Annotated in this window: 22 protein-coding genes; 10 read left to right on the top strand and 12 right to left on the bottom strand. The window is 64.7% G+C overall.

Annotated features, from left to right (window positions below; genetic code table 11):
• The first annotated feature begins 69 nt into the window (after positions 1-69).
• On the top strand, positions 70-750 hold the full coding sequence (locus tag LB557_RS23050) for an outer-membrane lipoprotein carrier protein LolA (protein WP_224642655.1): 681 nt from the start codon (positions 70-72) through the stop codon (positions 748-750).
• A 99-nt stretch (positions 751-849) separates the two neighbouring features.
• On the top strand, positions 850-1656 hold the full coding sequence (locus LB557_RS23045) for an exodeoxyribonuclease III (RefSeq protein WP_224642619.1): 807 nt from the start codon (positions 850-852) through the stop codon (positions 1654-1656).
• Between the two features lie 171 nt (positions 1657-1827).
• On the opposite strand, the gene LB557_RS23040 is transcribed toward LB557_RS23045, so the two are convergent.
• Both LB557_RS23040 and LB557_RS23035 read right to left on the bottom strand, forming a co-directional pair.
• Positions 1828-2283, bottom strand: a complete 456-nt coding sequence (locus LB557_RS23040) for a Crp/Fnr family transcriptional regulator (protein WP_224642621.1) — start codon at positions 2281-2283, stop codon at positions 1828-1830.
• A gap of 123 nt (positions 2284-2406) precedes the next feature.
• Complete coding sequence (locus tag LB557_RS23035; RefSeq protein WP_015315056.1) at positions 2407-3090, bottom strand: response regulator transcription factor; 684 nt, start codon at positions 3088-3090, stop codon at positions 2407-2409.
• Positions 3091-3234: 144 nt separating this feature from the next.
• Between LB557_RS23035 and LB557_RS23030 the strand changes: the two genes are divergently transcribed.
• Positions 3235-3771: a L,D-transpeptidase gene (locus LB557_RS23030; RefSeq protein ID WP_181166327.1), complete on the top strand. Its 537-nt coding sequence runs from the start codon at positions 3235-3237 to the stop codon at positions 3769-3771.
• A gap of 74 nt (positions 3772-3845) precedes the next feature.
• On the opposite strand, the gene LB557_RS23025 is transcribed toward LB557_RS23030, so the two are convergent.
• On the bottom strand, positions 3846-4088 hold the full coding sequence (locus tag LB557_RS23025; RefSeq protein ID WP_140618370.1) for a hypothetical protein: 243 nt from the start codon (positions 4086-4088) through the stop codon (positions 3846-3848).
• 166 nt (positions 4089-4254) lie between these two features.
• Here LB557_RS23025 and gcvA point away from each other — a divergent pair, with 166 nt between their 5' ends.
• Positions 4255-5187: a transcriptional regulator GcvA gene (gcvA, locus tag LB557_RS23020; RefSeq protein ID WP_140719770.1), complete on the top strand. Its 933-nt coding sequence runs from the start codon at positions 4255-4257 to the stop codon at positions 5185-5187.
• A 4-nt stretch (positions 5188-5191) separates the two neighbouring features.
• Here gcvA and LB557_RS23015 read toward each other — a convergent pair whose 3' ends face one another.
• From LB557_RS23015 to tsaD, 7 genes are read right to left on the bottom strand one after another with little or no spacing between them, the layout of a single operon-like run.
• Positions 5192-5935, bottom strand: a complete 744-nt coding sequence (locus LB557_RS23015; RefSeq protein ID WP_224642622.1) for a glycosyltransferase family 25 protein — start codon at positions 5933-5935, stop codon at positions 5192-5194.
• 13 nt (positions 5936-5948) lie between these two features.
• The gene (locus tag LB557_RS23010; RefSeq protein ID WP_140822789.1) at positions 5949-6365 is read right to left on the bottom strand and encodes a DUF1761 domain-containing protein; all 417 of its coding nucleotides are present in this window, start codon (positions 6363-6365) and stop codon (positions 5949-5951) included.
• Between the two features lie 22 nt (positions 6366-6387).
• Positions 6388-7113 carry a class I SAM-dependent methyltransferase gene (locus LB557_RS23005; protein ID WP_224642623.1) on the bottom strand — a complete coding sequence of 242 codons (726 nt, stop codon included), beginning with the start codon at positions 7111-7113 and terminating at the stop codon, positions 6388-6390.
• Positions 7068-7493: an EVE domain-containing protein gene (locus tag LB557_RS23000; protein ID WP_140822785.1), complete on the bottom strand. Its 426-nt coding sequence runs from the start codon at positions 7491-7493 to the stop codon at positions 7068-7070. The genes LB557_RS23005 and LB557_RS23000 overlap by 46 nt, the downstream gene beginning before the upstream one ends.
• 39 nt (positions 7494-7532) lie before the next feature.
• Positions 7533-7829 carry a YciI-like protein gene (locus tag LB557_RS22995; RefSeq protein WP_140874593.1) on the bottom strand — a complete coding sequence of 99 codons (297 nt, stop codon included), beginning with the start codon at positions 7827-7829 and terminating at the stop codon, positions 7533-7535.
• 36 nt (positions 7830-7865) lie between these two features.
• Positions 7866-8888, bottom strand: coding sequence for an NAD(P)H-dependent glycerol-3-phosphate dehydrogenase (locus tag LB557_RS22990; protein ID WP_224642624.1), 1023 nt, complete (start codon positions 8886-8888; stop codon positions 7866-7868).
• Positions 8885-9970 (bottom strand): tRNA (adenosine(37)-N6)-threonylcarbamoyltransferase complex transferase subunit TsaD, encoded by a 1086-nt coding sequence (gene tsaD, locus LB557_RS22985; protein ID WP_224642657.1) that lies wholly within the window; start codon positions 9968-9970, stop codon positions 8885-8887. The genes LB557_RS22990 and tsaD overlap by 4 nt, the downstream gene beginning before the upstream one ends.
• A 101-nt stretch (positions 9971-10071) precedes the next feature.
• On the opposite strand from tsaD, the gene hemC reads away from it, so the two are divergent.
• The 6 genes from hemC to LB557_RS22955 all read left to right on the top strand — a co-directional run bounded on the left by hemC (position 10072) and on the right by LB557_RS22955 (position 16156).
• Positions 10072-10998, top strand: coding sequence for a hydroxymethylbilane synthase (hemC, locus tag LB557_RS22980; RefSeq protein WP_224642625.1), 927 nt, complete (start codon positions 10072-10074; stop codon positions 10996-10998).
• Between the two features lie 2 nt (positions 10999-11000).
• A complete protein-coding gene (locus LB557_RS22975; RefSeq protein WP_224642626.1) occupies positions 11001-11717 on the top strand; it encodes a uroporphyrinogen-III synthase in 717 nt (238 codons plus the stop codon).
• A 109-nt stretch (positions 11718-11826) separates the two neighbouring features.
• Positions 11827-13305 carry a COG4223 family protein gene (locus LB557_RS22970; RefSeq protein ID WP_224642627.1) on the top strand — a complete coding sequence of 493 codons (1479 nt, stop codon included), beginning with the start codon at positions 11827-11829 and terminating at the stop codon, positions 13303-13305.
• A 10-nt stretch (positions 13306-13315) separates the two neighbouring features.
• Complete coding sequence (locus LB557_RS22965) at positions 13316-14908, top strand: heme biosynthesis protein HemY (protein WP_224642628.1); 1593 nt, start codon at positions 13316-13318, stop codon at positions 14906-14908.
• 36 nt (positions 14909-14944) lie between these two features.
• A complete protein-coding gene (locus LB557_RS22960) occupies positions 14945-15424 on the top strand; it encodes a TerB family tellurite resistance protein (RefSeq protein ID WP_015315071.1) in 480 nt (159 codons plus the stop codon).
• A gap of 15 nt (positions 15425-15439) precedes the next feature.
• Positions 15440-16156 carry a glutamine amidotransferase gene (locus LB557_RS22955; protein ID WP_224642629.1) on the top strand — a complete coding sequence of 239 codons (717 nt, stop codon included), beginning with the start codon at positions 15440-15442 and terminating at the stop codon, positions 16154-16156.
• 37 nt (positions 16157-16193) lie between these two features.
• Here the strand turns inward: LB557_RS22955 and LB557_RS22950 are convergent, their stop codons facing one another.
• Positions 16194-16463: a hypothetical protein gene (locus LB557_RS22950; protein WP_051041236.1), complete on the bottom strand. Its 270-nt coding sequence runs from the start codon at positions 16461-16463 to the stop codon at positions 16194-16196.
• 15 nt (positions 16464-16478) lie between these two features.
• A complete protein-coding gene (locus LB557_RS22945) occupies positions 16479-17717 on the bottom strand; it encodes an MFS transporter (protein WP_015315074.1) in 1239 nt (412 codons plus the stop codon).
• Between the last annotated feature and the right edge of the window lie 48 nt (positions 17718-17765).

The raw sequence follows: 17765 nt of genomic DNA, 5'->3' as shown, positions 1-17765 counted from the left end.
CGCCAAACTTCAGCCCAACTGGGGGTTCACGACAGCGGCCAAATCAGGAACCGGACGAGAGTGACCGATATGAAAAACGATCTTTCAGCGCTCAGCGATTTTGCCCCGACACGCCGCCAATTGCTTGGCCTGGGCCTGGTATTCGCGGGTGCCGCCGCACTTAACGTGGTGCCCGGATTCGAGTTGCTGGCCTCGGCGCAGGCGGCCGTGCCCGCGGCGGCACAGAAGATCGCCGACCATTTCTCGGCGGTCAAATCGATGAGCGGCGAATTCGTCCAGTTCGGCCCCAAGGGCGAGCAGACCGGCGGAAAATTCTTCCTGGAACGGCCGGGCAAGATCCGCTTCAACTATGACGGGTCTTCGAATTTCCGGGTGATTTCCGACGGCAGATCGGTCGCCATACTCAACAAGAAACTGAACACGTCGGACCTTTATCCGCTGTCGAAGACGCCGCTGAAACTGCTGCTCGACGACCGCATCGACCTCTCCGGCAACCGCGTCAAGAGCGTCAAGGAAGAAGACGACCTCACCACCATCCAGCTTTCCGACAAGTCGGTTTTCGGCAATGCGCGGATCACCATGATGTTCGACCCGAAAACCTATGATCTGCGGCAGTGGACGATCACCGACGCGCAGGGCAAGGACACGACGGTGATGATCTTCAACACCAAGGAAGGCGTCAGCTTCGCGCCCGACACCTTTGCCATCGACTATACGGCCAATCGCGAGCTGAACACCAAGACGCGGTAGGCCCGCCGATATAGCCAGGCCCGTTAGCGGAGCGGGCTGGCTTGTTTTTGCGGCGCGCGACTGGCAGTAGAATGGCGATCTCCTGCCGGACCCCTCCGCATGCCCTTTTCGATCGCCACCTGGAATATCAACTCCGTGCGCCTGCGCATGCCGATCGTCGAACGCCTGCTCGATGAGTACGCGCCCGATGTGCTCTGCCTGCAGGAAACCAAGGTCCCGGACGAGCTCTTTCCCGAAAAAGCCTTTCGCAAGGTCGGCTATCCCTACATCGCGTTCCATGGCCAGAAGGGCTATCACGGCGTGGCGACGGTGGCGCGGCGGCCGATCGAGGTGGTCGAAAAGCGCCGCTTCTGCGACATCGAGGACAGCCGGCACTTGTCGGTGACGGTACAGGCCGGCGGCCAGACCATCCTGGTGCACAATTTCTACGTGCCCGCGGGTGGCGACGAGCCGGATCCCGAGATCAACAGGAAGTTCAGGCACAAGCTCGATTTCGTCGCCGAGATGAACGCCATCCGGGCCGAACACGGCGAGGTGTCGGCGTCGGTGCTGGTCGGGGACCTCAACATCGCGCCGCTGGAGCATGATGTCTGGTCGCACAAGCAACTGCTCAACGTGGTCAGCCACACGCCGGTCGAGACCGAAAACTTCGAGGCGATGCGGCGCGCCGGCGGCTGGGTCGACCTGATGCGGCACAACGTGCCACCGGAACAGAAGCTCTACACCTGGTGGAGCTACCGGGCGCAGGATTGGGAGGCGTCCAATCGCGGCCGGCGGCTCGACCATGTCTGGTCGTCGCCAAACCTGGTGCCCAGTTTTGCCGGCTATGAGATCCTTAGAGCCGCCCGTGGCTGGGACCGGCCGTCGGACCATGTGCCAGTTATTGCCCGGTTCGACTTGGATTAGGTTTATCGATATTCAGGTGAAGCCGGCCTGCAAACGGCGGCTTGCTGCGCTTCCCAGTTCTACTACGTCGCAGTAGAACTGTGCTCACGTACTTTAAGTACGCTTCTCGGAATCCGCCGTTTTCGCCTCGGCCTGACCTGAATCTCGACACCTGCGGCGTCAAATGCCAGGTCAACCCGAAAATCGTGGCGCCAATTCCTCGATGCGGCGGATCATGTCGTGGAATTCCTCGGAGATGCGCTGATGCAGCTTCACCGCCAATTCCGGGTATTCCTCCAGGATGCGCCGGAACATCTTGCGGCTCAGCCTTATCACTTCCGAGTCGATTTCGGCCGAGGCGCTGGTCAGCCGGTTGGTATCGGCGATCAGCGCCAGCTCGCTAAGCATCGTGCCTGGGCCGACCTTGCTGATCGGGATGCGCTCGCCATCCTGCTCGCGATAGAGCACGATACGCCCGCTGACCACGACATAAGCCGAGTCGGCCACATCGTCCTCGCGATAAAGCTTGTGGTCGGCCTGCACCAAAGTGGTCTCGGCACCGAAGGCGAGCAGGCGCAATTGTTCCTGCGTGAAGCCCTCGAAAAGCCTCACGGCGGACAGGATGCGGATGTCGTCATCCAGCGCCATCTAGCTGTGTCCCCGAACGGTCAGTCCAATCCCTCCTCTGCGGTACGGTCCCAGAATCCCCCTCCAACAGGATCGTACCCGAAAGCGGCCCCGCCCGAACCGCTCATTTGAATGGTGAAATGTTTAAGGAACCAGCTTGTAGCCGCCGCTTTCTGTCACAAGAATTTCAGCATTGGAAGGATCGCGCTCGATCTTCTGGCGCAGACGGTAGACATGGGTTTCCAGGGTATGCGTGGTGACGCCGGAATTGTATCCCCACACTTCCTCCAGCAGCACGTCGCGGGTCACCACCTTCTGGTCGGCGCGATAGAGATACTTGATGATCGAGGCTTCCTTTTCCGTCAGCCGCACCTTGCCGCCGCGCTGGTCGATGAGCAGTTTCTGGCTGGGCTTGAAGGTGTAGGGGCCGACCGAGAAGGTCGCGTCCTCGCTCTGCTCATGCTGGCGCAGTTGCGCCCGGATACGGGCAAGCAGCACCGCGAAGCGGAACGGCTTGGTCACATAGTCGTTGGCGCCGGCCTCGAGACCCAGAATCGTGTCCGAATCGGTATCGTGGCCGGTCAGCATGATGATGGGCGCCTTGTAGCCGCCCTTGCGCAGGATCTTCACCGCCTCCCGGCCGTCCATGTCGGGCAGACCGACATCCATGATGAGCAGGTCGATGAGCCCGCCGCGCGCAGCGGTGACGCCTTTTGCCGCAGTCGCTTCCTGCAGCACATCGAATTCCTCGTAGAGGGACAGTTGCTCGACCAGTGTGCCGCGCAGGTCGTCATCGTCATCGACGATCAGGATGGTACGTGAGGTCATGGATCAATCCGTTGTTTTGAAAAGTGAATTCAGTTGACCGCTGCGTATTTATGCGGAAGCTGGCCGGCACAATAGCCGATCACAGTGATTTGTTCCGTGGCACGATCATACAAGAAAAAACGCGATCGCAATGCAGCCGGCGCAATTTTGGCAAAAGGGCTGCGCGTGCTGACCGTGCGGGCTCGGCCCGGCCATCCAAGCCAGGGCCTGCTGCAGGCCGGCAAAACGGTGTTTGCGTGCGCGCTGGGGCGTGGCGGCATCTCGGCCGGCAAGCGCGAAGGCGACGGTGCCACGCCGCTCGCTTCGATGCGCATACTGACGGGCTATTTCCGGGGAGATCAGTTTGCCGCCGGGCGCAGAACGCGGCTGGCGATGGCGCCGATCGGGCCGGACCTCGGCTGGTGCGAAGTGCCTGACGACCGCAACTATAACAGGCCGGTCAAGATTCCCTACGGCGCCAGCCACGAACGCATGCGGCGCGACGACCGGCTCTATGACGCCTGCCTGGTGCTCGACTGGAACATCGCGCCGCGCCGGCGCGGGCGCGGCAGCGCCATCTTCTTCCATCTGGCGCGTCCCGGCTTCACGCCGACGGAAGGTTGCGTGGCGGTGACCGCGCGCACGATGGCGCGGCTCTTGCCGCTGCTGTCGGACCGGACGGTGGTAAGGGTGGTGAGATAGGGGGGATAGGGAATAGGGAAGTCTTCAGCGGCAGCAGACACGCTCAAACTGTATCATCCTATTCCCCTGCTCGCTTATCCCTTCCTGTTCCGCTGCCAGCCGATGTCGAGAAGGCCCAACCGGCCTGTCTCGCGGTCCATGGCCCGGGCGATGTCCCTGCGGCCGGCCCCGATATCGCGCAACTGGCGATCGGAGAGGTCCTCGACGTTCTGGTGAGGAAGGTTGACCGCGACCCTGGCCTGCCGCAGCCAGGTACGGGCAGCCGACAGCCAGTCTGGCCGGGCGATGTATGCAGGGCGAAGAGCGATGTGAGACATGAGGTGATCCGTATTCCCCGGAGATCAAATCCGGTTTGATGGTGTCTTTGATGCTGCAATCATGCCGTATTGAAAAACCAACGGGAAACGAGTAGTTCTTGTCTGATCATCAAGTTTTATTTGAGGATTAAGGCTCCATGAGCCGCTTCGATCAGGCCGCACGCTGATGGCAGCGCTCTTGCCGGGAACGCGGGCGCTCAGGACGCTGGAGGCGGCGGCCCGGCACCTCAACTTCACCCGCGCCGCCGACGAGCTCGGCCTGACGCCTGCCGCCGTCAGCCACCAGATCAAGGAAATCGAGGATCAGCTCGGCATCGTGCTGTTCACCCGCACCAGCCGCACCATCCGGCTGACGGAGGCGGGCACGGTGCTTTACGAGGCGGCGACCGACACGCTCGACCTGCTTGGCCGCGCCGTGATGCGGGCGCGCAAGATGGCGCGCGGCACCGAATTCCTGAAGGTGACGCTGGACGCGCAGTTCGCGGCGAAATGGCTGATGCGGCGCGTCGAGAATTTCCGCCAGCAGCGGCCGGGCATCGAACTCAGGTTCGACATCGCCTATGGCTTGCGCGATTTCGATCTCGACGACGTCGATGTCGGCATCCGCTTCGGCGCCGGCAAATATCCGGGGCTCAGCGCACACCGCCTGTTCGACAACATCATCATTCCGGTGTGCAGTCCGGGCCTCCTGACATCGGGGCCGCCCCTGCGCGAGCCGCGCGACCTGTTCAACCACACGCTTGCCCATATCGAATGGGCCCGACAGGGCGTGACATGGCCGAACTGGCGCATGTGGATGGCGGCGGCCGGCATCAACGATTTCGACGACAGCCGCACCGTGGTCTTCGGCACATCGACGGATGCGGTCCAGGCGGCGCTCGACGGCAATGCCGTCGCGCTCGCCGATTTCGCCATGGTGGCAAACGACCTGTCCGAGGGCCGGCTGGTGCGGCCCTTCGAACTCAGCATCAGGGTTGCGCCGGAATATGCCTATTTCCTGGTTTATCCCCAGGCCATGGCCGACGATCCCCGCATTGTCGCCTTCCGCGAATGGATCCTAGAGGAAGTTTCCAGGACGCGAACGACGGACAAACTTTAGACCTTCAGGACCGGGCGTTGTGGCCGAAGATCATGCGTCGGTATTTCTTCACGTTCCATTTTAGCTTCTTGTAGAGCAGCGGCTGCATTTTTCCGGCGACGGAAGTCTGGAACGCGCCGTTTTCGCTGCCTTGCTCGACGATTGGCCGCTCGAACCACAGCATCTCAACGCCCAGCTTTTCGTCCATCTGTTCGATCTGGTGGTCGATCACGGTGTAGATCTTGTGTTGATCGATCCAGGCACAACGGGCTTCGGCGACCGGACGGGTGATGAGATAGGAATCCGCGCACCTGGCATGCAGTGCCGGGTAGAGCCTCTGACCCCTGCGCAATTTCCAGCTCGGCGTGTAGTAGTTGCTGCCGTTGCCGAAATAGATGACGGCCTTGCGCATCGGGCTGCCGAGTTCGGCCAGCCCTTGCCGGAATTTGGCGACGAAGTCGCGCGCGAGGAAGACGTCATCCTCGAAGACCAGGCAATAGGGCAGGTCGGTTTCGAGGAAGTCGCGCCAGATGCCGACATGCTTCAGCGCCAGCGAGACCTGCGCCGGGTGGACAAAATCGGGGGCGACCAATTCAGCACGGATTTCCGGGGTGATATCCGCACGGTCCCAGTCGGTGTAGAAGGTAACCGGCACGCCGCGCCGGTCGAACTCGCGCACGATGTGCCGGCGCCGGTCGTCATAGCCCTGCTTGACGTGGCAGATCCTGGTGAACACCAGGTCGCGGGGAAATCCGGACTCGTCCGCCATCGTCAACGCACCGTCAGCTTGCAGCGGCGCCGAACCAGCCGATCACCGCGCCGATGATCAACAGCACGCCAAGCCAGTGACCGCCGTCAATGACAGTCAGGTCCCAGCCGAAATTCTCGTAGCGATGGTTGACCGACAGCGTCGTGGCGACAAAACCCAGCCAAAGCACGAAACCGAAGATCAGTCCGGCCAGCCAGGTCGGCTCACCACCCGTCATCGCGCCGACGACCAGGGCCATGATGTAGGCCATCAGCAGTTCGGCGATGAAGGAGATGACGAAGGGCAGCGGCGATTTCTTCATCGTCGCCGGATCGAGCCTGGCGGCCTTCAGCCAGGGCTTGCTCAACACCATGTACCAGGCGGCGCCGAACAGCCAGGCCAAGACGGCGGCGGCGATCACCGCCAGCCAATTCACTGCTGAAAAATCCATGAGTTCCCCCTCCTGTTCGGTTTTATGGAAACGCCTGTTCGGCGATTGCGTCAAGCAGTCGCCATACCGTGGTGCGTTTGACTTCGGCATCCTCGAGCGCCCTTGTCACCGGCACCTGATAGACGGCAAGCGGCTCCAGCCCCGATCGCGGCAGATAGGACCGGCCGGGATCGCCGACCAGAATGTCGGCGCCACGCCGTTTGAGTGTCGAAAACCACGGCGTCAGCCGGTCGGCGAAGGGTTTGTCGTAGAAGACGTCGCCGGCCAGGACCACGTCCCAACCCGCATCGGGGCCCACACAGTCCGTGCCGAGGAACGCGATGCCGACGCCGTTGGCCTCGCTGTTGAGGCGGATCGCGGTGGCGCAGAACGGGTCGATGTCGGCGGCGGTTACCTCGGCAGCGCCCGCCTTGGCGGCGGCGATGGCGACGAGTCCGGAGCCCGAGGCGAAGTCGAGCACGCGCTTGCCTCGGACCATATCGGGATTGTCGATGACATAGCGGGCGAGGCCCTGGCCGCCCGCCCAGGCAAACGCCCAGAAGGGCGGCGGCAGGCCGATCTCGACAAGTTCGTCCTCTGTCCTCTGCCAGAGATCATGCGCTTCGTCGGCGAGGTGGAGACGAATCTCAGGTACATGCGGCGGCGCCATCAGCGCCGTGTTGTCGAGAATGAATTGCTTGGCGCTATCGGGTGTAAGTGCCGTCACGGCGCAGGCGTCAGGCCGCCCATGCGGCAGACTTCCTTCCATTCGGCCGGGGTCACCGGCTGCACGGAAAGCCGTCCGAGCCGCACCAGCGCCATCTCGGCCAGTTTCGGATTGGCTTTGACTTCTTCCAGCGTCGGCGGGTTCGGCATGTCCCTCACGGCGCGGATGTCGACACACTCCCAGCGCGGATCATCCGACGTGGTGTCGGGATGGGCCAGCGCGCAGACCTCGGCAATGCCGACCACGTTCAGCCCCTCGTTGGAATGGTAGAAGAAGCCGAGATCGCCGACCTGCATGGCCTTCATGTTGTTGCGGGCGGCGTAGTTGCGCACGCCGTCCCATTGGGTGCCGGCCTTGCCCTTGGCCTTCAACGCCTCGAAGGAGAAAACCGAGGGTTCGGATTTGAACAGCCAGTAGTTCATTTTCTCTCCTCCTTGCGGCCCAGTCGCGGGCGCCGCGAATTAACTAGCCGCCGGCTTGTTGAACGTCCAGTTCCACTGGCGGATTTCGACGCTTTCGAACAGGCCGGCCTTGGCGTACGGGTCGGCGGCCGACAGAGCCTGCGCGCTGGGCAGATCGGGCGCCTCGACCACCACGAGGCTGCCATTGGGCTTGCCGTCGGCGTCGAGGAACGGACCGGCAAAGGCCAATTTCTTGTCGCCGTTCAGCCCTTCGAGAAAGGCGACATGCTCGGGCCGCGTGTCGAGGCGCACCTGCAGGCCTCCGGGCTTGTCCTTGCAGATCAGAGCAAACAGCATGGTCTTTCTCCTGGGTGATTGGTTCAGAGTGTGGGATCAATCGTTGGTTTCGGTCTTCAGCGGCCGGGTCATCAGCGCCGTCACGGCCTGCCCGATGGTGATGGTGCCATCCAGTATGGCGGCGACCGCGGCGATGATCGGCGCATCGATTTCGCGCTCGGCGGCGATGCGGGCGGCGATCGCCGCGGTCGGCACGCCCTCGGCCAGCGGCAATCCGGAAAGTGCCTTGCCCTGTCCGAGCGCCAGCCCATAGGCGAAATTGCGCGACTGCGCCGACGAGCAGGTAAGCAGCAGGTCGCCAAGCCCGGAAAGCCCCATCAGGGTCTCGGGCCTGGCGCCGAAGGCGGCACCGATGCGGCGCAGTTCGACAAAGCCGCGCGTCACCATGGCCGCCTGTGCGCTGGCGCCGAGCCCGGCCCCGGTGACAGCGCCGGCGGCGATGGCGAAGACGTTCTTCAAGGCGCCGCCGATCTCGACGCCGATCAAGTCGTCGCTCGAATAGCAGCGCAGGTTTTCAGCCGAAAATCGGGCGGCAAGGTTGGCGGCAAGCGCCTCGTCGCCGGCGGCCACCACCACCGCCGTTGGCAGGCCGCGGGCGACATCGCTGGCAAAGCTCGGCCCCGACAGCGCTGCGACCGGGTTTGGCGGCAAGATTTCCGCAGCGATTGCCGACAACAAGGCGCCGGTGTCGCGCTCGATGCCCTTGGCGCAGAGCACGAGCGGAATGCCGGCCGGCATATGATCCCTGGCGGCGGCCAGCGTGGCCCGCAACGCCTGAGCCGGCGTCACCGTCAGCACGCAATCGGCCCCAGTGAGGGCTGCCTCCATGTCGCTCGTCGCCTCGATGCCGGGCGCGATGGCGATGCCCGGGAGATAGCGTGGGTTCTCGCCCCGGCCGATCGCGGCCACGGTTTCAGGGTCACGCGCGAACAGCCGCACCGTATGGCCGGCGCGCAGCATGGCCAGCGCCAGCGCCGTGCCCCAGGCGCCGCCGCCGAGCACGGCGACATGCCAGCCGCTTTTGCCCGGACCCCCACCCTTCATGGCTCGATCGGTCATGCCTTGGCTCCGCGACGGCCGGAGCCGACCATTGGCGCCGAGACGCTGTCCAGCGGCCAGCGCGAGCGCGGCACGAAATCGAAGCCGTTCTCCTGCGCCATGCCTTCTCGCAGGCGTTCGATACCGGCCCAGGCAATCATCGCCGCGTTGTCGGTGCAAAGCTTCAGTGGTGGCGCGACGAAGCTGAAACCGGCGTCGGTGCAAAGCCGCTCCAGCGTTGTCTTGACCGTGCGGTTGGCGGCGACGCCGCCGGCGACGACCAGCGCCGGGTTTTTCGTGCCAGGGAATGTTTCGCGAAAGCGTTCCAGCGCGCGAGAAACACGGTCGGCGAGCGCATCGGCGACGGCCACCTGGAACGAGGCGCAGATGTCGGCGACATCCTGGTCGCTCAAGGGCTCGATCGCTGTCGCCGCCTGGCGCACCGCGGTCTTCAGGCCGGAGAAGGAGAAATCGGGCTGCGCCGAGCCTTTCATCGGCCGCGGGAAGGCAAAACGCGAGGCATTGCCCGACAGCGCTGCCTTCTCGACATTGGGACCGCCGGGATAGGGCAGGCCGAGCATTTTGGCGGTCTTGTCGAAGGCTTCGCCGAGCGCGTCATCGATGGTGGTGGCCCAGCGCTGGTAGTCGCCAACGCCGCGCACGGCCAAAATCTGCGTATGGCCGCCGGAGACCAGCAGCAAGAGATAGGGGAATTCGAGCCCGTCGGTCAGTCGCGCCGTCAAGGCGTGGCCTTCGAGGTGATTGACAGCGATCAGCGGCTTGCCGGCCGCCGCGGCGATCGCCTTAGCCGTCATCAGGCCGACGATCAGTCCGCCGACGAGGCCTGGTCCGGCGGTCGCGGCGATCGCATCGAGCTCGGCCAGCGCCACGCCCGCATCGGCGAGTGCGGCCTCGATAATCCCGTCCAGCGCCTCGACGTGGGCGCGCGCGGCGATCTCCGGCACGACGCCGCCGAACGCGGCATGTTCCTCGATCTGGGAGAGCACGATGTTGGACATGATTTTCGGCGCGGCATCGCCCTCCAGCGCCACGACGCTGGCGGCGGTCTCATCGCAACTCGTCTCAATGCCCAGAACGCGGATCAATTCGTCGCTGTCTCCAGAGATTGTATGTCAGGGCGTTCCTCGTTAGGAGAGTGCCCGGAAACGCAAAGCCAGCCGGGGGTTATCACGGACCGCGCGCCATGCAAACAATCTTGAAAATCGGAACACGCGGCAGCCCGCTGGCATTGGCGCAGGCGCATGAAACACAGGCGCGGCTGATGGCCGCGCACCGCATGCCGGCGGAGGCGTTCGAGGTTGTCGTCATCTCGACCAGCGGCGACCGCATCCAGGACCGGCCGCTGTCGGAAGCTGGCGGCAAAGGCCTGTTCACCAAGGAAATCGAGGAAGCCCTGCTCGCCGGCGCGATCGACATCGCCGTGCATTCGTCGAAGGACATGCCGACGCAATTGCCGCCCGGCCTGGAACTCTCCGCCTTCCTGCCGCGCGAGGATGCGCGCGATGCCTTTGTGGGCAGGGCGGCGAAGACGATCGCGGAACTGCCGCAAGGGGCGAAAGTCGGCTCCTCGTCGCTGCGGCGGCAGGCGTTAATCCGCCGCATGCGGCCGGACCTCGACGTGGTGATGTTCCGCGGCAATGTGCAGACGCGGCTGCGCAAGCTGGACGAAGAGGTCGCGAGCGGCACCATCCTTGCCTATGCCGGCCTGAAGCGGCTGGGCCTGGAAGATGTTGCCACCGATTTGATGCCGCTGGACAGCTTCCCGCCGGCACCAGGCCAGGGTGCGATCGGCATCGAGACACGGATCGGCGACCGCGATGTCGAGAAGATGCTGGTGGCGATCCACGATGTGGCGACCGGGCAGGCACTCGCCTGCGAGCGCGCTTTCCTGGCGGCGCTCGATGGCTCCTGCCGCACGCCTATCGCCGGCTATGCCGCGATCGAGGCCGGAAAGCTCTCTTTCGCCGGGCTGATCATCTCGCCCGACGGCACGCAGTCGCACGCGGTCGAGCTACAAGGGCTGGCACAGGACGCCGCCCGCATCGGTGATGAAGCGGCGCGGACGGCGCGTGCCAAGGCCGGCGAAAAGTTCTTCCACGGCTGGCTCTGAAGATGCTCCGCGTGCTGGTCACCAGACCGGAGCCGGGTGCGTCGCGCACCGCGCGAAAGCTGGAGGAGATGGGTTTTGAGCCTCTTCTCCTGCCCTTGACGGAGACGATGGCGTTGCCGGTCGATGCCAAGGCGATTCCGGAAGACGTGGCAGCCGTCGCCATCACCAGCGCTAATGCGGTGCGCCATGCCCCCAGAGATCTGATTGCGGTGCTGTCCAAGTTGCCTTGTCATGCTGTCGGCAGGAGGACCGCGGAGGCCGCGCGCAAAGCCGGCTTTCTCTCGGTCAATGAGGGACCCGGCGATGCCGAGGCGCTGGCCGACGGCATGGCAATCGCGTTTTCCGGCAAAACAATCGTCTATCTCTGCGGGCGCGTGCGATTTCCCGCCTTCGAGCAGAAGCTGGAAGCAGCTCACGCCCAGGCCCATGCCGTCGAGACTTATGACACGCTTGCGGTGAGCTATTCGGACGAAGCGATCCTTCCTCTGATATCCGGCCAATCCGTCGATGTGGTGCTGCTCTATTCGGCCATGGCCGCTGCCGAAATGCAGACACTGGCCAGGCGACTTACCTTGCAGCAGGCCTTTGAAAAGACACGTTTTTTCGCTCTTTCCGCGCGCATTGCCGCCGCTTTCGGCGGCGGCACCGGCAAAGCAATGCACGTTGCCGCGCGGCCCGACGAGGAGGCGCTGCTGGCACTTTTGCGGGCACGGCCCTGACCCGCGTCATCACACCGCCCCTTTTCACCGCTTGGTGATGTGCTAGACCCTTTCTGAACCATCACGCGCCGCCAGGCGTTGAGACGAAGCGAATTTGCGGAGCCCCTGCATGGTCAAGACGCCGAAGATGCGACACTCGAAAGGCCGCCGCGAGCCGGTGACCATCGATCTCGATCCGGGCGCCGTCTCACGCATCGTCGACGAGGATGCCGCCAAGAATACCGCCCAGACCGACGAGGCGAAGGCCGAGGAAGCGGCGAACGCCTCGCGGCCAGAGCCGCCCGACGAGCCGGTACATGCCGATCAGGCGGATCTCGAACCTTGGGAGCATGGCGATGCAGCCGCCGGGCAGCCTGGCACCGACGCGCCACCGCAAGCCGAGGCCAAATCCACTGAGCCGGAAATGCCTTATCCCGGTTCGGATACACCTCCCAACCGCGCCAAGGCTTCCGACTACAATTTCGAGGATGCAACCGCCAAAACCGCCGAGACCAAGGCGGATTCCGGTAAAGCCGATGCAAGGAGCGAACCGATGGCCACGCAGCCGAAGCGGGGCGGCCTCAACGGCATCGCCGCCGGCATCATCGGTGGTGTCATCGCCCTGGTCGGGGCCGGTGGCCTGCAATTTGCCGGCCTGCTCGGTGCGCCGGGTGCCGCTCCCGGTGTCTCGCTCGACGGCGTCAAGAGCGAGATCGCCTCGTTGAAAAGCGAAATCGCGGATATGCGGGAAGCCGGCGGCAGCGGCGGTGCATCGGCCAAGGTCGACGGCCTGTCGTCGGCGCTGGATCAGGTCAAGAGCGATGTCGCGGCGCTGAAATCGGCGGTCGAACAGGGGGGCGCGGGCGACAATGCCGGGCTTGCCGCGATGGGCGACAAAGTCAAGCAGATCGAAACCTCGATGGCCGCCCTCGGCAAGGCCGGCGGCGCGGCGCCTGTCGATCTCGGCCCGCTCAACGAAAAGCTGGCGGGTCTCGATGCGCTGGTGAAGTCGACGGGCGAGGCGGCGAAGGCACAGGAAGGCCGTCTCTCCGCACTGGAGCAGTCGGTGTCGCAGCTTTCCGGCAAGGTCGATGCGCAGGCGTCGCAGCCAAAGATCGCACTCGCCATCGCGGCCTCGGCGCTGAAGGCGGCGCTCGACCGCGGCGCGCCGTTTTCAGCCGAACTCGATACGCTGGCCGCGATTTCGCCTAATGCACCTGAACTCGCGACCTTGCGGCCCTATGCCGAAAAGGGCGTGCCGACCCGTACCGAGATCGCATCGCAGATGGATGCCGCCGCCAATGCCATGGTCGCCGCCGCGACGCCGGTCGATCAGAATGCCGGCTTCCTTCAGAATCTGATGTCGAGCGCTGAATCGCTGGTCAAGGTCCGGCCGATCGGTGCCGTCGAAGGCCCCGGCGCACCGGAAACCGTGGCGCGCATGGAGGTTGCGGTCACGCAGGGCGACTATGCCAAGGCACTCAGCGAATATGACACGCTGCCGGAAGCCGCGAAGGCCGCGGGCGCCGACTTTGCCGGCAAACTGAAGGCGCGCATCGAGGTCGAAAGCCAGGTCGACGCGCTGATCTCCGGCGCGATGAAGGCATGAGGGCAACACGATGATCCGCCTGCTCGCCTTCCTCATCGTCGTCTTCGCGCTCGGGCTGGGCTTTGCCTGGTTGGCCGATCGGCCGGGCGACATGGTCGTTACCTTCAACGGCTATCAGTACCAGGTGAGCCTCATGGTGGCGGCGGTTGCCGTCGTCGCTGTCGTCGCCGCGGTGATGATTGTCTGGTGGCTCATCAAGTCGCTGTGGAACAGTCCCTACACCATCTCGCGCTATTTTCGCGTGCGCCGCCGCGACCGTGGCTATCAGGCGCTGTCGACCGGCATGATCGCCGCCGGCGCCGGCGACGGGGCGCTGGCCCGCAAGAAGACCAAGGAAGCGGCCAAGCTGATCCGCTCCGACCAGGAGCCGCTGATCCATCTGCTCGAGGCACAGGCATCGCTGCTCGAAGGCGACCATGAAGGCGCGCGCCAAAAATTCGAGAGCATGCTCGACGATCCCGAAATGCGGCTGCTTGGCCTGCGTGGGCTTTACCTGGAAGCCGAACGACTGGGTGACCGCAACGCCGCCCGGCACTATGCCGGCCGTGCCGCCGCAGTGGCGCCGCAACTGGCCTGGGCGGCCGAATCGACGCTGGAGGAACTGACCGCGCGCGGCGACTGGGATGGCGCGCTGAAACTGGTCGACGCGCAGAAGTCGACGCGGCAGATCGAGCGTGACGCCGCCAACCGCCGCCGCGCGGTGCTGTTGACCGCCAAGGCGCAGTCGCTTGCGGACAGCGATCCCGCGGCTGCCAGGACAGCGGCGATCGAGGCCAACAGATTACAGCCGGATTTTGCCCCCGCCGCCGTTGCCGCCGCCGCGGCGCTGTTCAGGCAGAACGACGTGCGCAAGGGTTCGAAGATCCTCGAAGCGGCATGGAAGGCCGAGCCGCATCCCGAGATTGCCGAGCTCTACACCCATGCGAGGCCGGGTGACGCCGTGCTCGATCGGCTCAACCGGGCAAAGAAGCTGCAGGAGATGAAGAAGAACCACGCTGAATCGTCAATGACGGTGGCGCGTGCCGCGCTCGACGCGCAGGATTTTTCAACCGCCCGCCGCGAGGCAGAGGCCGCGATCCGCATGGACCGACGCGAGGGCGCCTATCTGCTGCTCGCCGACATCGAGGAGGCCGAGACCGGCGACCAGGGCAAGGTGCGGCAGCTGCTGTCCAAGGCGGTGCGAGCCCCGCGCGATCCGGCCTGGGTCGCCGACGGCGTCGTCTCCGAGCGCTGGGCGCCGGTCTCGCCGGTCACCGGCCGGCTCGACGCCTTCGAATGGCGCGCGCCGATGGAGCGGCTTGGCCAGCTGATCGACAGCCACGATGAGCCGGACGCCCCGGCAGTGGCCATCGAGGCGCCGGGCAGGCCGGAAAGGCCGGTCGAGGTGATCGATCACGCCGCACCGGGCGACGAGGCGACGGGCAAAGACGCCGAAAGCCGCGAGGATCATGTCGCCCCGGTCACGGCCGCCGCCTTTGCCGCGGTGCCCGCCGACGCCGAGGCCGTCGAGCCGGCGGAAGAACTGGCGCGGCTGCCGGACGATCCAGGCGTCGATCCGGACGACGAGGCGGAAAAGTCGACACGCCGGTTCCGGCTGTTTTGATTTGGGCAGGCCGTTGGGCCGTTTGGGAATGAATTGATGTTCGAGCGCGTTCTGTCGTTTCTCAGGGATTTGCCGGCCGGCTCCGGCAGCCATGCCAGCACGGACGATCCGCGCGTCGCGGCCTCGGCGCTGCTCTATCACGTGATGAATGCCGACGGCGTGCGCCAGGATGTCGAATGGGAGCGGTTCAAGGCGGTGCTGGCGCAAAGCTATTCGATCAGCGGCGCCGAACTCGAAGCACTCGCCGCCGCCGGCGAGCGGGCCGACAACGAGGCAATCGACCTCTACGCCTTCACCAGCGTGCTCAAGCGCCACCTCGACGCGGAGGGGCGCAAGGCGTTCATCGGCCTGATGTGGGAGATCGTTTATGCCGATGGCGAGCTGCATGAGCTGGAGGACAACACGGTGTGGCGTGTCGCCGAGCTGATCGGCGTCGAACGCCACGATCGCGTCGAGGCGCGCCGCAAGGCGGCGGCGCACGCGCCGGGCGCCACTGGAACATCCTCGGACGAATAGGATTTTCGCCGTCCCATGCCGCGCCAGACGAGGTCGAAACCAAAAGTCCTGATCGTGCTGCATCAGGAGAATTCGAGCCCCGGACGCGTCGGTCACATGCTGCTCGAAGAGGGCTTCGATCTCGACATCCGCCGCCCGCCGCTCGGCGACGCCTTGCCGGAAACGCTGGATGGCCACGCCGGCACGGTCGTCTTCGGCGGTCCGATGAGCGCCAATGACGAGGACGAGTTCGTCCGTCGCGAGACCAACTGGCTGCAGGTTCCACTCAGGGAGAACCGGCCACTGCTCGGCATCTGTCTTGGGGCGCAGATGCTGGCCAATCATCTCGGCGGCAAGGTCGAGGGCCATGGCGAAGGGCTGGTCGAGATCGGCTGGTATCCCCTGAAAGCGACCGAGGCCGGCAAGAAACTGATGCACTGGCCAGAGATGGTCTACCAGTTCCATCGTGAAGGCTTTTCGCTGCCGAGCGACGCGACGCTGCTGGCCACGAACGAGACCTATCCCAACCAGGCCTTCCGCTATGGCGATAATGCCTGGGGCATCCAGTTCCACGGCGAACTGACCCGAGTGATGATGCAGCGCTGGGTGGTGCGCGGCGCCCACCGCTTCGAGCTGCCCGGTGCGCAGCCCGGCCGCGACCATCTCGGCGGCCGGCTGATCTGGGACATGCATTTGAAGCGCTGGCTCGACGAGTTTTTGCGCACGATTTTTGGCGAGCCTGTGGCGCGGTAGTGCCGGGCCGGTGCTCTGAACCGCCGACGCCTAAAAACTAGTCCGAAAACGTTACGCTCACGCCGCGCTGCCGAAAATAAGCCTGCATCAACTTGCGGCCCGAGCGGTTGCTCTGCGCCAATTTGGCAGGATCGAACACCGCCTGTTTTATCCCCTCTCGCGCCAGCGCTGCCTTGAGCGTCGCGATATGGGCGTCGATGTCGGCATTGTCCGCCCTGAGCGACGCGTAGATATTTTCGGTCGCTTCGGCCACGGTCGGTTCGCTCACTTGTGTCGTCCTTTGGTTGGTTCGGCGGCGGCTTAGCATAGATTCGCTGCCCCGTCAGTTTCGTCCTTTGAGGTGCCTCACCTTGCGCAGCGCCGGGAACAGATAGGCCCACAGGCCGGCAACCGCGACGGCGCCGATGCCGCCGATGACCACCGCCGGAACCGTGCCGATCAGCGCCGCCATGGTGCCGGCGCGAAATTCGCCGACTTCGTTGGAGGCGCCGACGAAGACCTGGTTGACGGCGTTGACGCGGCCGCGCACCTCGTCGGGCGTCCACAGCTGGATCAGCGTCTCCCTGATGTAGACACTGAACATGTCGGTGGCTCCGAGCAGGGCAAGTGCTACGATCGAGAGCCAGGTGAGCGTCGACAGGCCGAACAGCACGGTGCAGGCGCCGAACGCCGCCACGAAGCTCAGCATGATCTTGCCGGCACGGTCGCGGATCGGATGGCCCGCAAGCCAGACGGCGACGCAGATGGCGCCGATCCCAGGCGCCGAACGCAGCAGGCCGAGGCCCCAGGGGCCAAGTTGGAGGATGTCACGCGCATAGACCGGCAGCAGCGCCGAGGCGCCGGACAGAAGCACGGCGAAGAGGTCGAGCGAGATGGCGCCAAGCACGATCTTCTCGCTCCAGATGTAGCGGAAGCCGGCAAACAGCGTCTCCATTGTCGGCTTGTCGGTGGCGGTCTGTTGCGCGGGCTTGGGAATGGTGAAGATCAGCAACGCGGCGGCGAGCATCAGGACTGCGGCCGTCGCATAGGCCACTTCCGCCGACACGCCATAGAGCAAGCCGCCGGCGACCGGGCCGACAATCGTCGCGGTCTGCCAGGCGGAGGAGTTCCAGGCGATGGCATTGGCGAAATCGCGCTGCGGCACGAGATTGGCGAACAGGGAGGACGAAGCCGGCCCGTAGAAGGCGCGGGCAATGCCGAACATGACCAGCACGGCGAAGATCGGGAGCGGGGTTGTAAGGCCGCGCAGGGTCAAAAACAGCAGAGCCAGCGCGCAGGCGCCTTCGACCAAGGTCGCCAAGGTCATGATGAGCCGGCGGCCGAAACGGTCGGCGACGACACCTGTAACCAGCACCAGAAGCAGCGACGGCAGGAACTGGACGATGCCGACAATGCCAAGATCGAACGGATCGCGCGTCAGATCATAGACCTGCCAGCCGACGGCCACCGAAACGATCATGGTCGCGAAAGTGGTGAGAAAGCGCGCCGTCCAGTAGCTGAGGAAGGCTCTGTGCCGGAAAGCGGCATAGCGCTGCTCCGGCAAGGTTTGTTCTGGTATCATGAAGTGAGGCCCCGTTGCGGTGGGCATCGGCTCGCGGGGCACTTCCCG

The sequence above is a fragment of the Mesorhizobium sp. BR115XR7A genome (assembly GCF_020165315.1).
Taxonomy (GTDB): domain Bacteria; phylum Pseudomonadota; class Alphaproteobacteria; order Rhizobiales; family Rhizobiaceae; genus Mesorhizobium; species Mesorhizobium australicum.
Note: the sequence above shows the minus strand (reverse complement) of the source record. Positions and strands in the feature narration are given on the sequence as shown.

Bases quoted from the DNA above. Each gene is read 5' to 3' on its own strand.
- LB557_RS22945 (WP_015315074.1), bottom strand. From the start codon at position 17,717: ATGATACCAGAACAAACCTTGCCGGAGCAGCGCTATGCCGCTTTCCGG.
- LB557_RS22990 (WP_224642624.1), bottom strand. From the start codon at position 8,888: ATGACCGATCGAGCCATGAAGGGTGGGGGTCCGGGCAAAAGCGGCTGG.
- LB557_RS22965 (WP_224642628.1), top strand. From the start codon at position 13,316: ATGATCCGCCTGCTCGCCTTCCTCATCGTCGTCTTCGCGCTCGGGCTG.
- LB557_RS23040 (WP_224642621.1), bottom strand. From the start codon at position 2,283: ATGGCGCTGGATGACGACATCCGCATCCTGTCCGCCGTGAGGCTTTTC.
- LB557_RS23015 (WP_224642622.1), bottom strand. From the start codon at position 5,935: ATGGCGGACGAGTCCGGATTTCCCCGCGACCTGGTGTTCACCAGGATC.
- LB557_RS23005 (WP_224642623.1), bottom strand. From the start codon at position 7,113: ATGGAAGGAAGTCTGCCGCATGGGCGGCCTGACGCCTGCGCCGTGACG.
- LB557_RS23000 (WP_140822785.1), bottom strand. From the start codon at position 7,493: ATGAACTACTGGCTGTTCAAATCCGAACCCTCGGTTTTCTCCTTCGAG.
- hemC (WP_224642625.1), top strand. From the start codon at position 10,072: ATGCAAACAATCTTGAAAATCGGAACACGCGGCAGCCCGCTGGCATTG.
- gcvA (WP_140719770.1), top strand. From the start codon at position 4,255: ATGGCAGCGCTCTTGCCGGGAACGCGGGCGCTCAGGACGCTGGAGGCG.
- LB557_RS22970 (WP_224642627.1), top strand. From the start codon at position 11,827: ATGGTCAAGACGCCGAAGATGCGACACTCGAAAGGCCGCCGCGAGCCG.
- LB557_RS22955 (WP_224642629.1), top strand. From the start codon at position 15,440: ATGCCGCGCCAGACGAGGTCGAAACCAAAAGTCCTGATCGTGCTGCAT.
- LB557_RS22975 (WP_224642626.1), top strand. From the start codon at position 11,001: ATGCTCCGCGTGCTGGTCACCAGACCGGAGCCGGGTGCGTCGCGCACC.
- LB557_RS22950 (WP_051041236.1), bottom strand. From the start codon at position 16,463: ATGCTAAGCCGCCGCCGAACCAACCAAAGGACGACACAAGTGAGCGAA.
- LB557_RS23025 (WP_140618370.1), bottom strand. From the start codon at position 4,088: ATGTCTCACATCGCTCTTCGCCCTGCATACATCGCCCGGCCAGACTGG.
- LB557_RS22960 (WP_015315071.1), top strand. From the start codon at position 14,945: ATGTTCGAGCGCGTTCTGTCGTTTCTCAGGGATTTGCCGGCCGGCTCC.
- LB557_RS23050 (WP_224642655.1), top strand. From the start codon at position 70: ATGAAAAACGATCTTTCAGCGCTCAGCGATTTTGCCCCGACACGCCGC.
- LB557_RS22995 (WP_140874593.1), bottom strand. From the start codon at position 7,829: ATGCTGTTTGCTCTGATCTGCAAGGACAAGCCCGGAGGCCTGCAGGTG.
- LB557_RS23045 (WP_224642619.1), top strand. From the start codon at position 850: ATGCCCTTTTCGATCGCCACCTGGAATATCAACTCCGTGCGCCTGCGC.
- LB557_RS23035 (WP_015315056.1), bottom strand. From the start codon at position 3,090: ATGACCTCACGTACCATCCTGATCGTCGATGACGATGACGACCTGCGC.
- LB557_RS23010 (WP_140822789.1), bottom strand. From the start codon at position 6,365: ATGGATTTTTCAGCAGTGAATTGGCTGGCGGTGATCGCCGCCGCCGTC.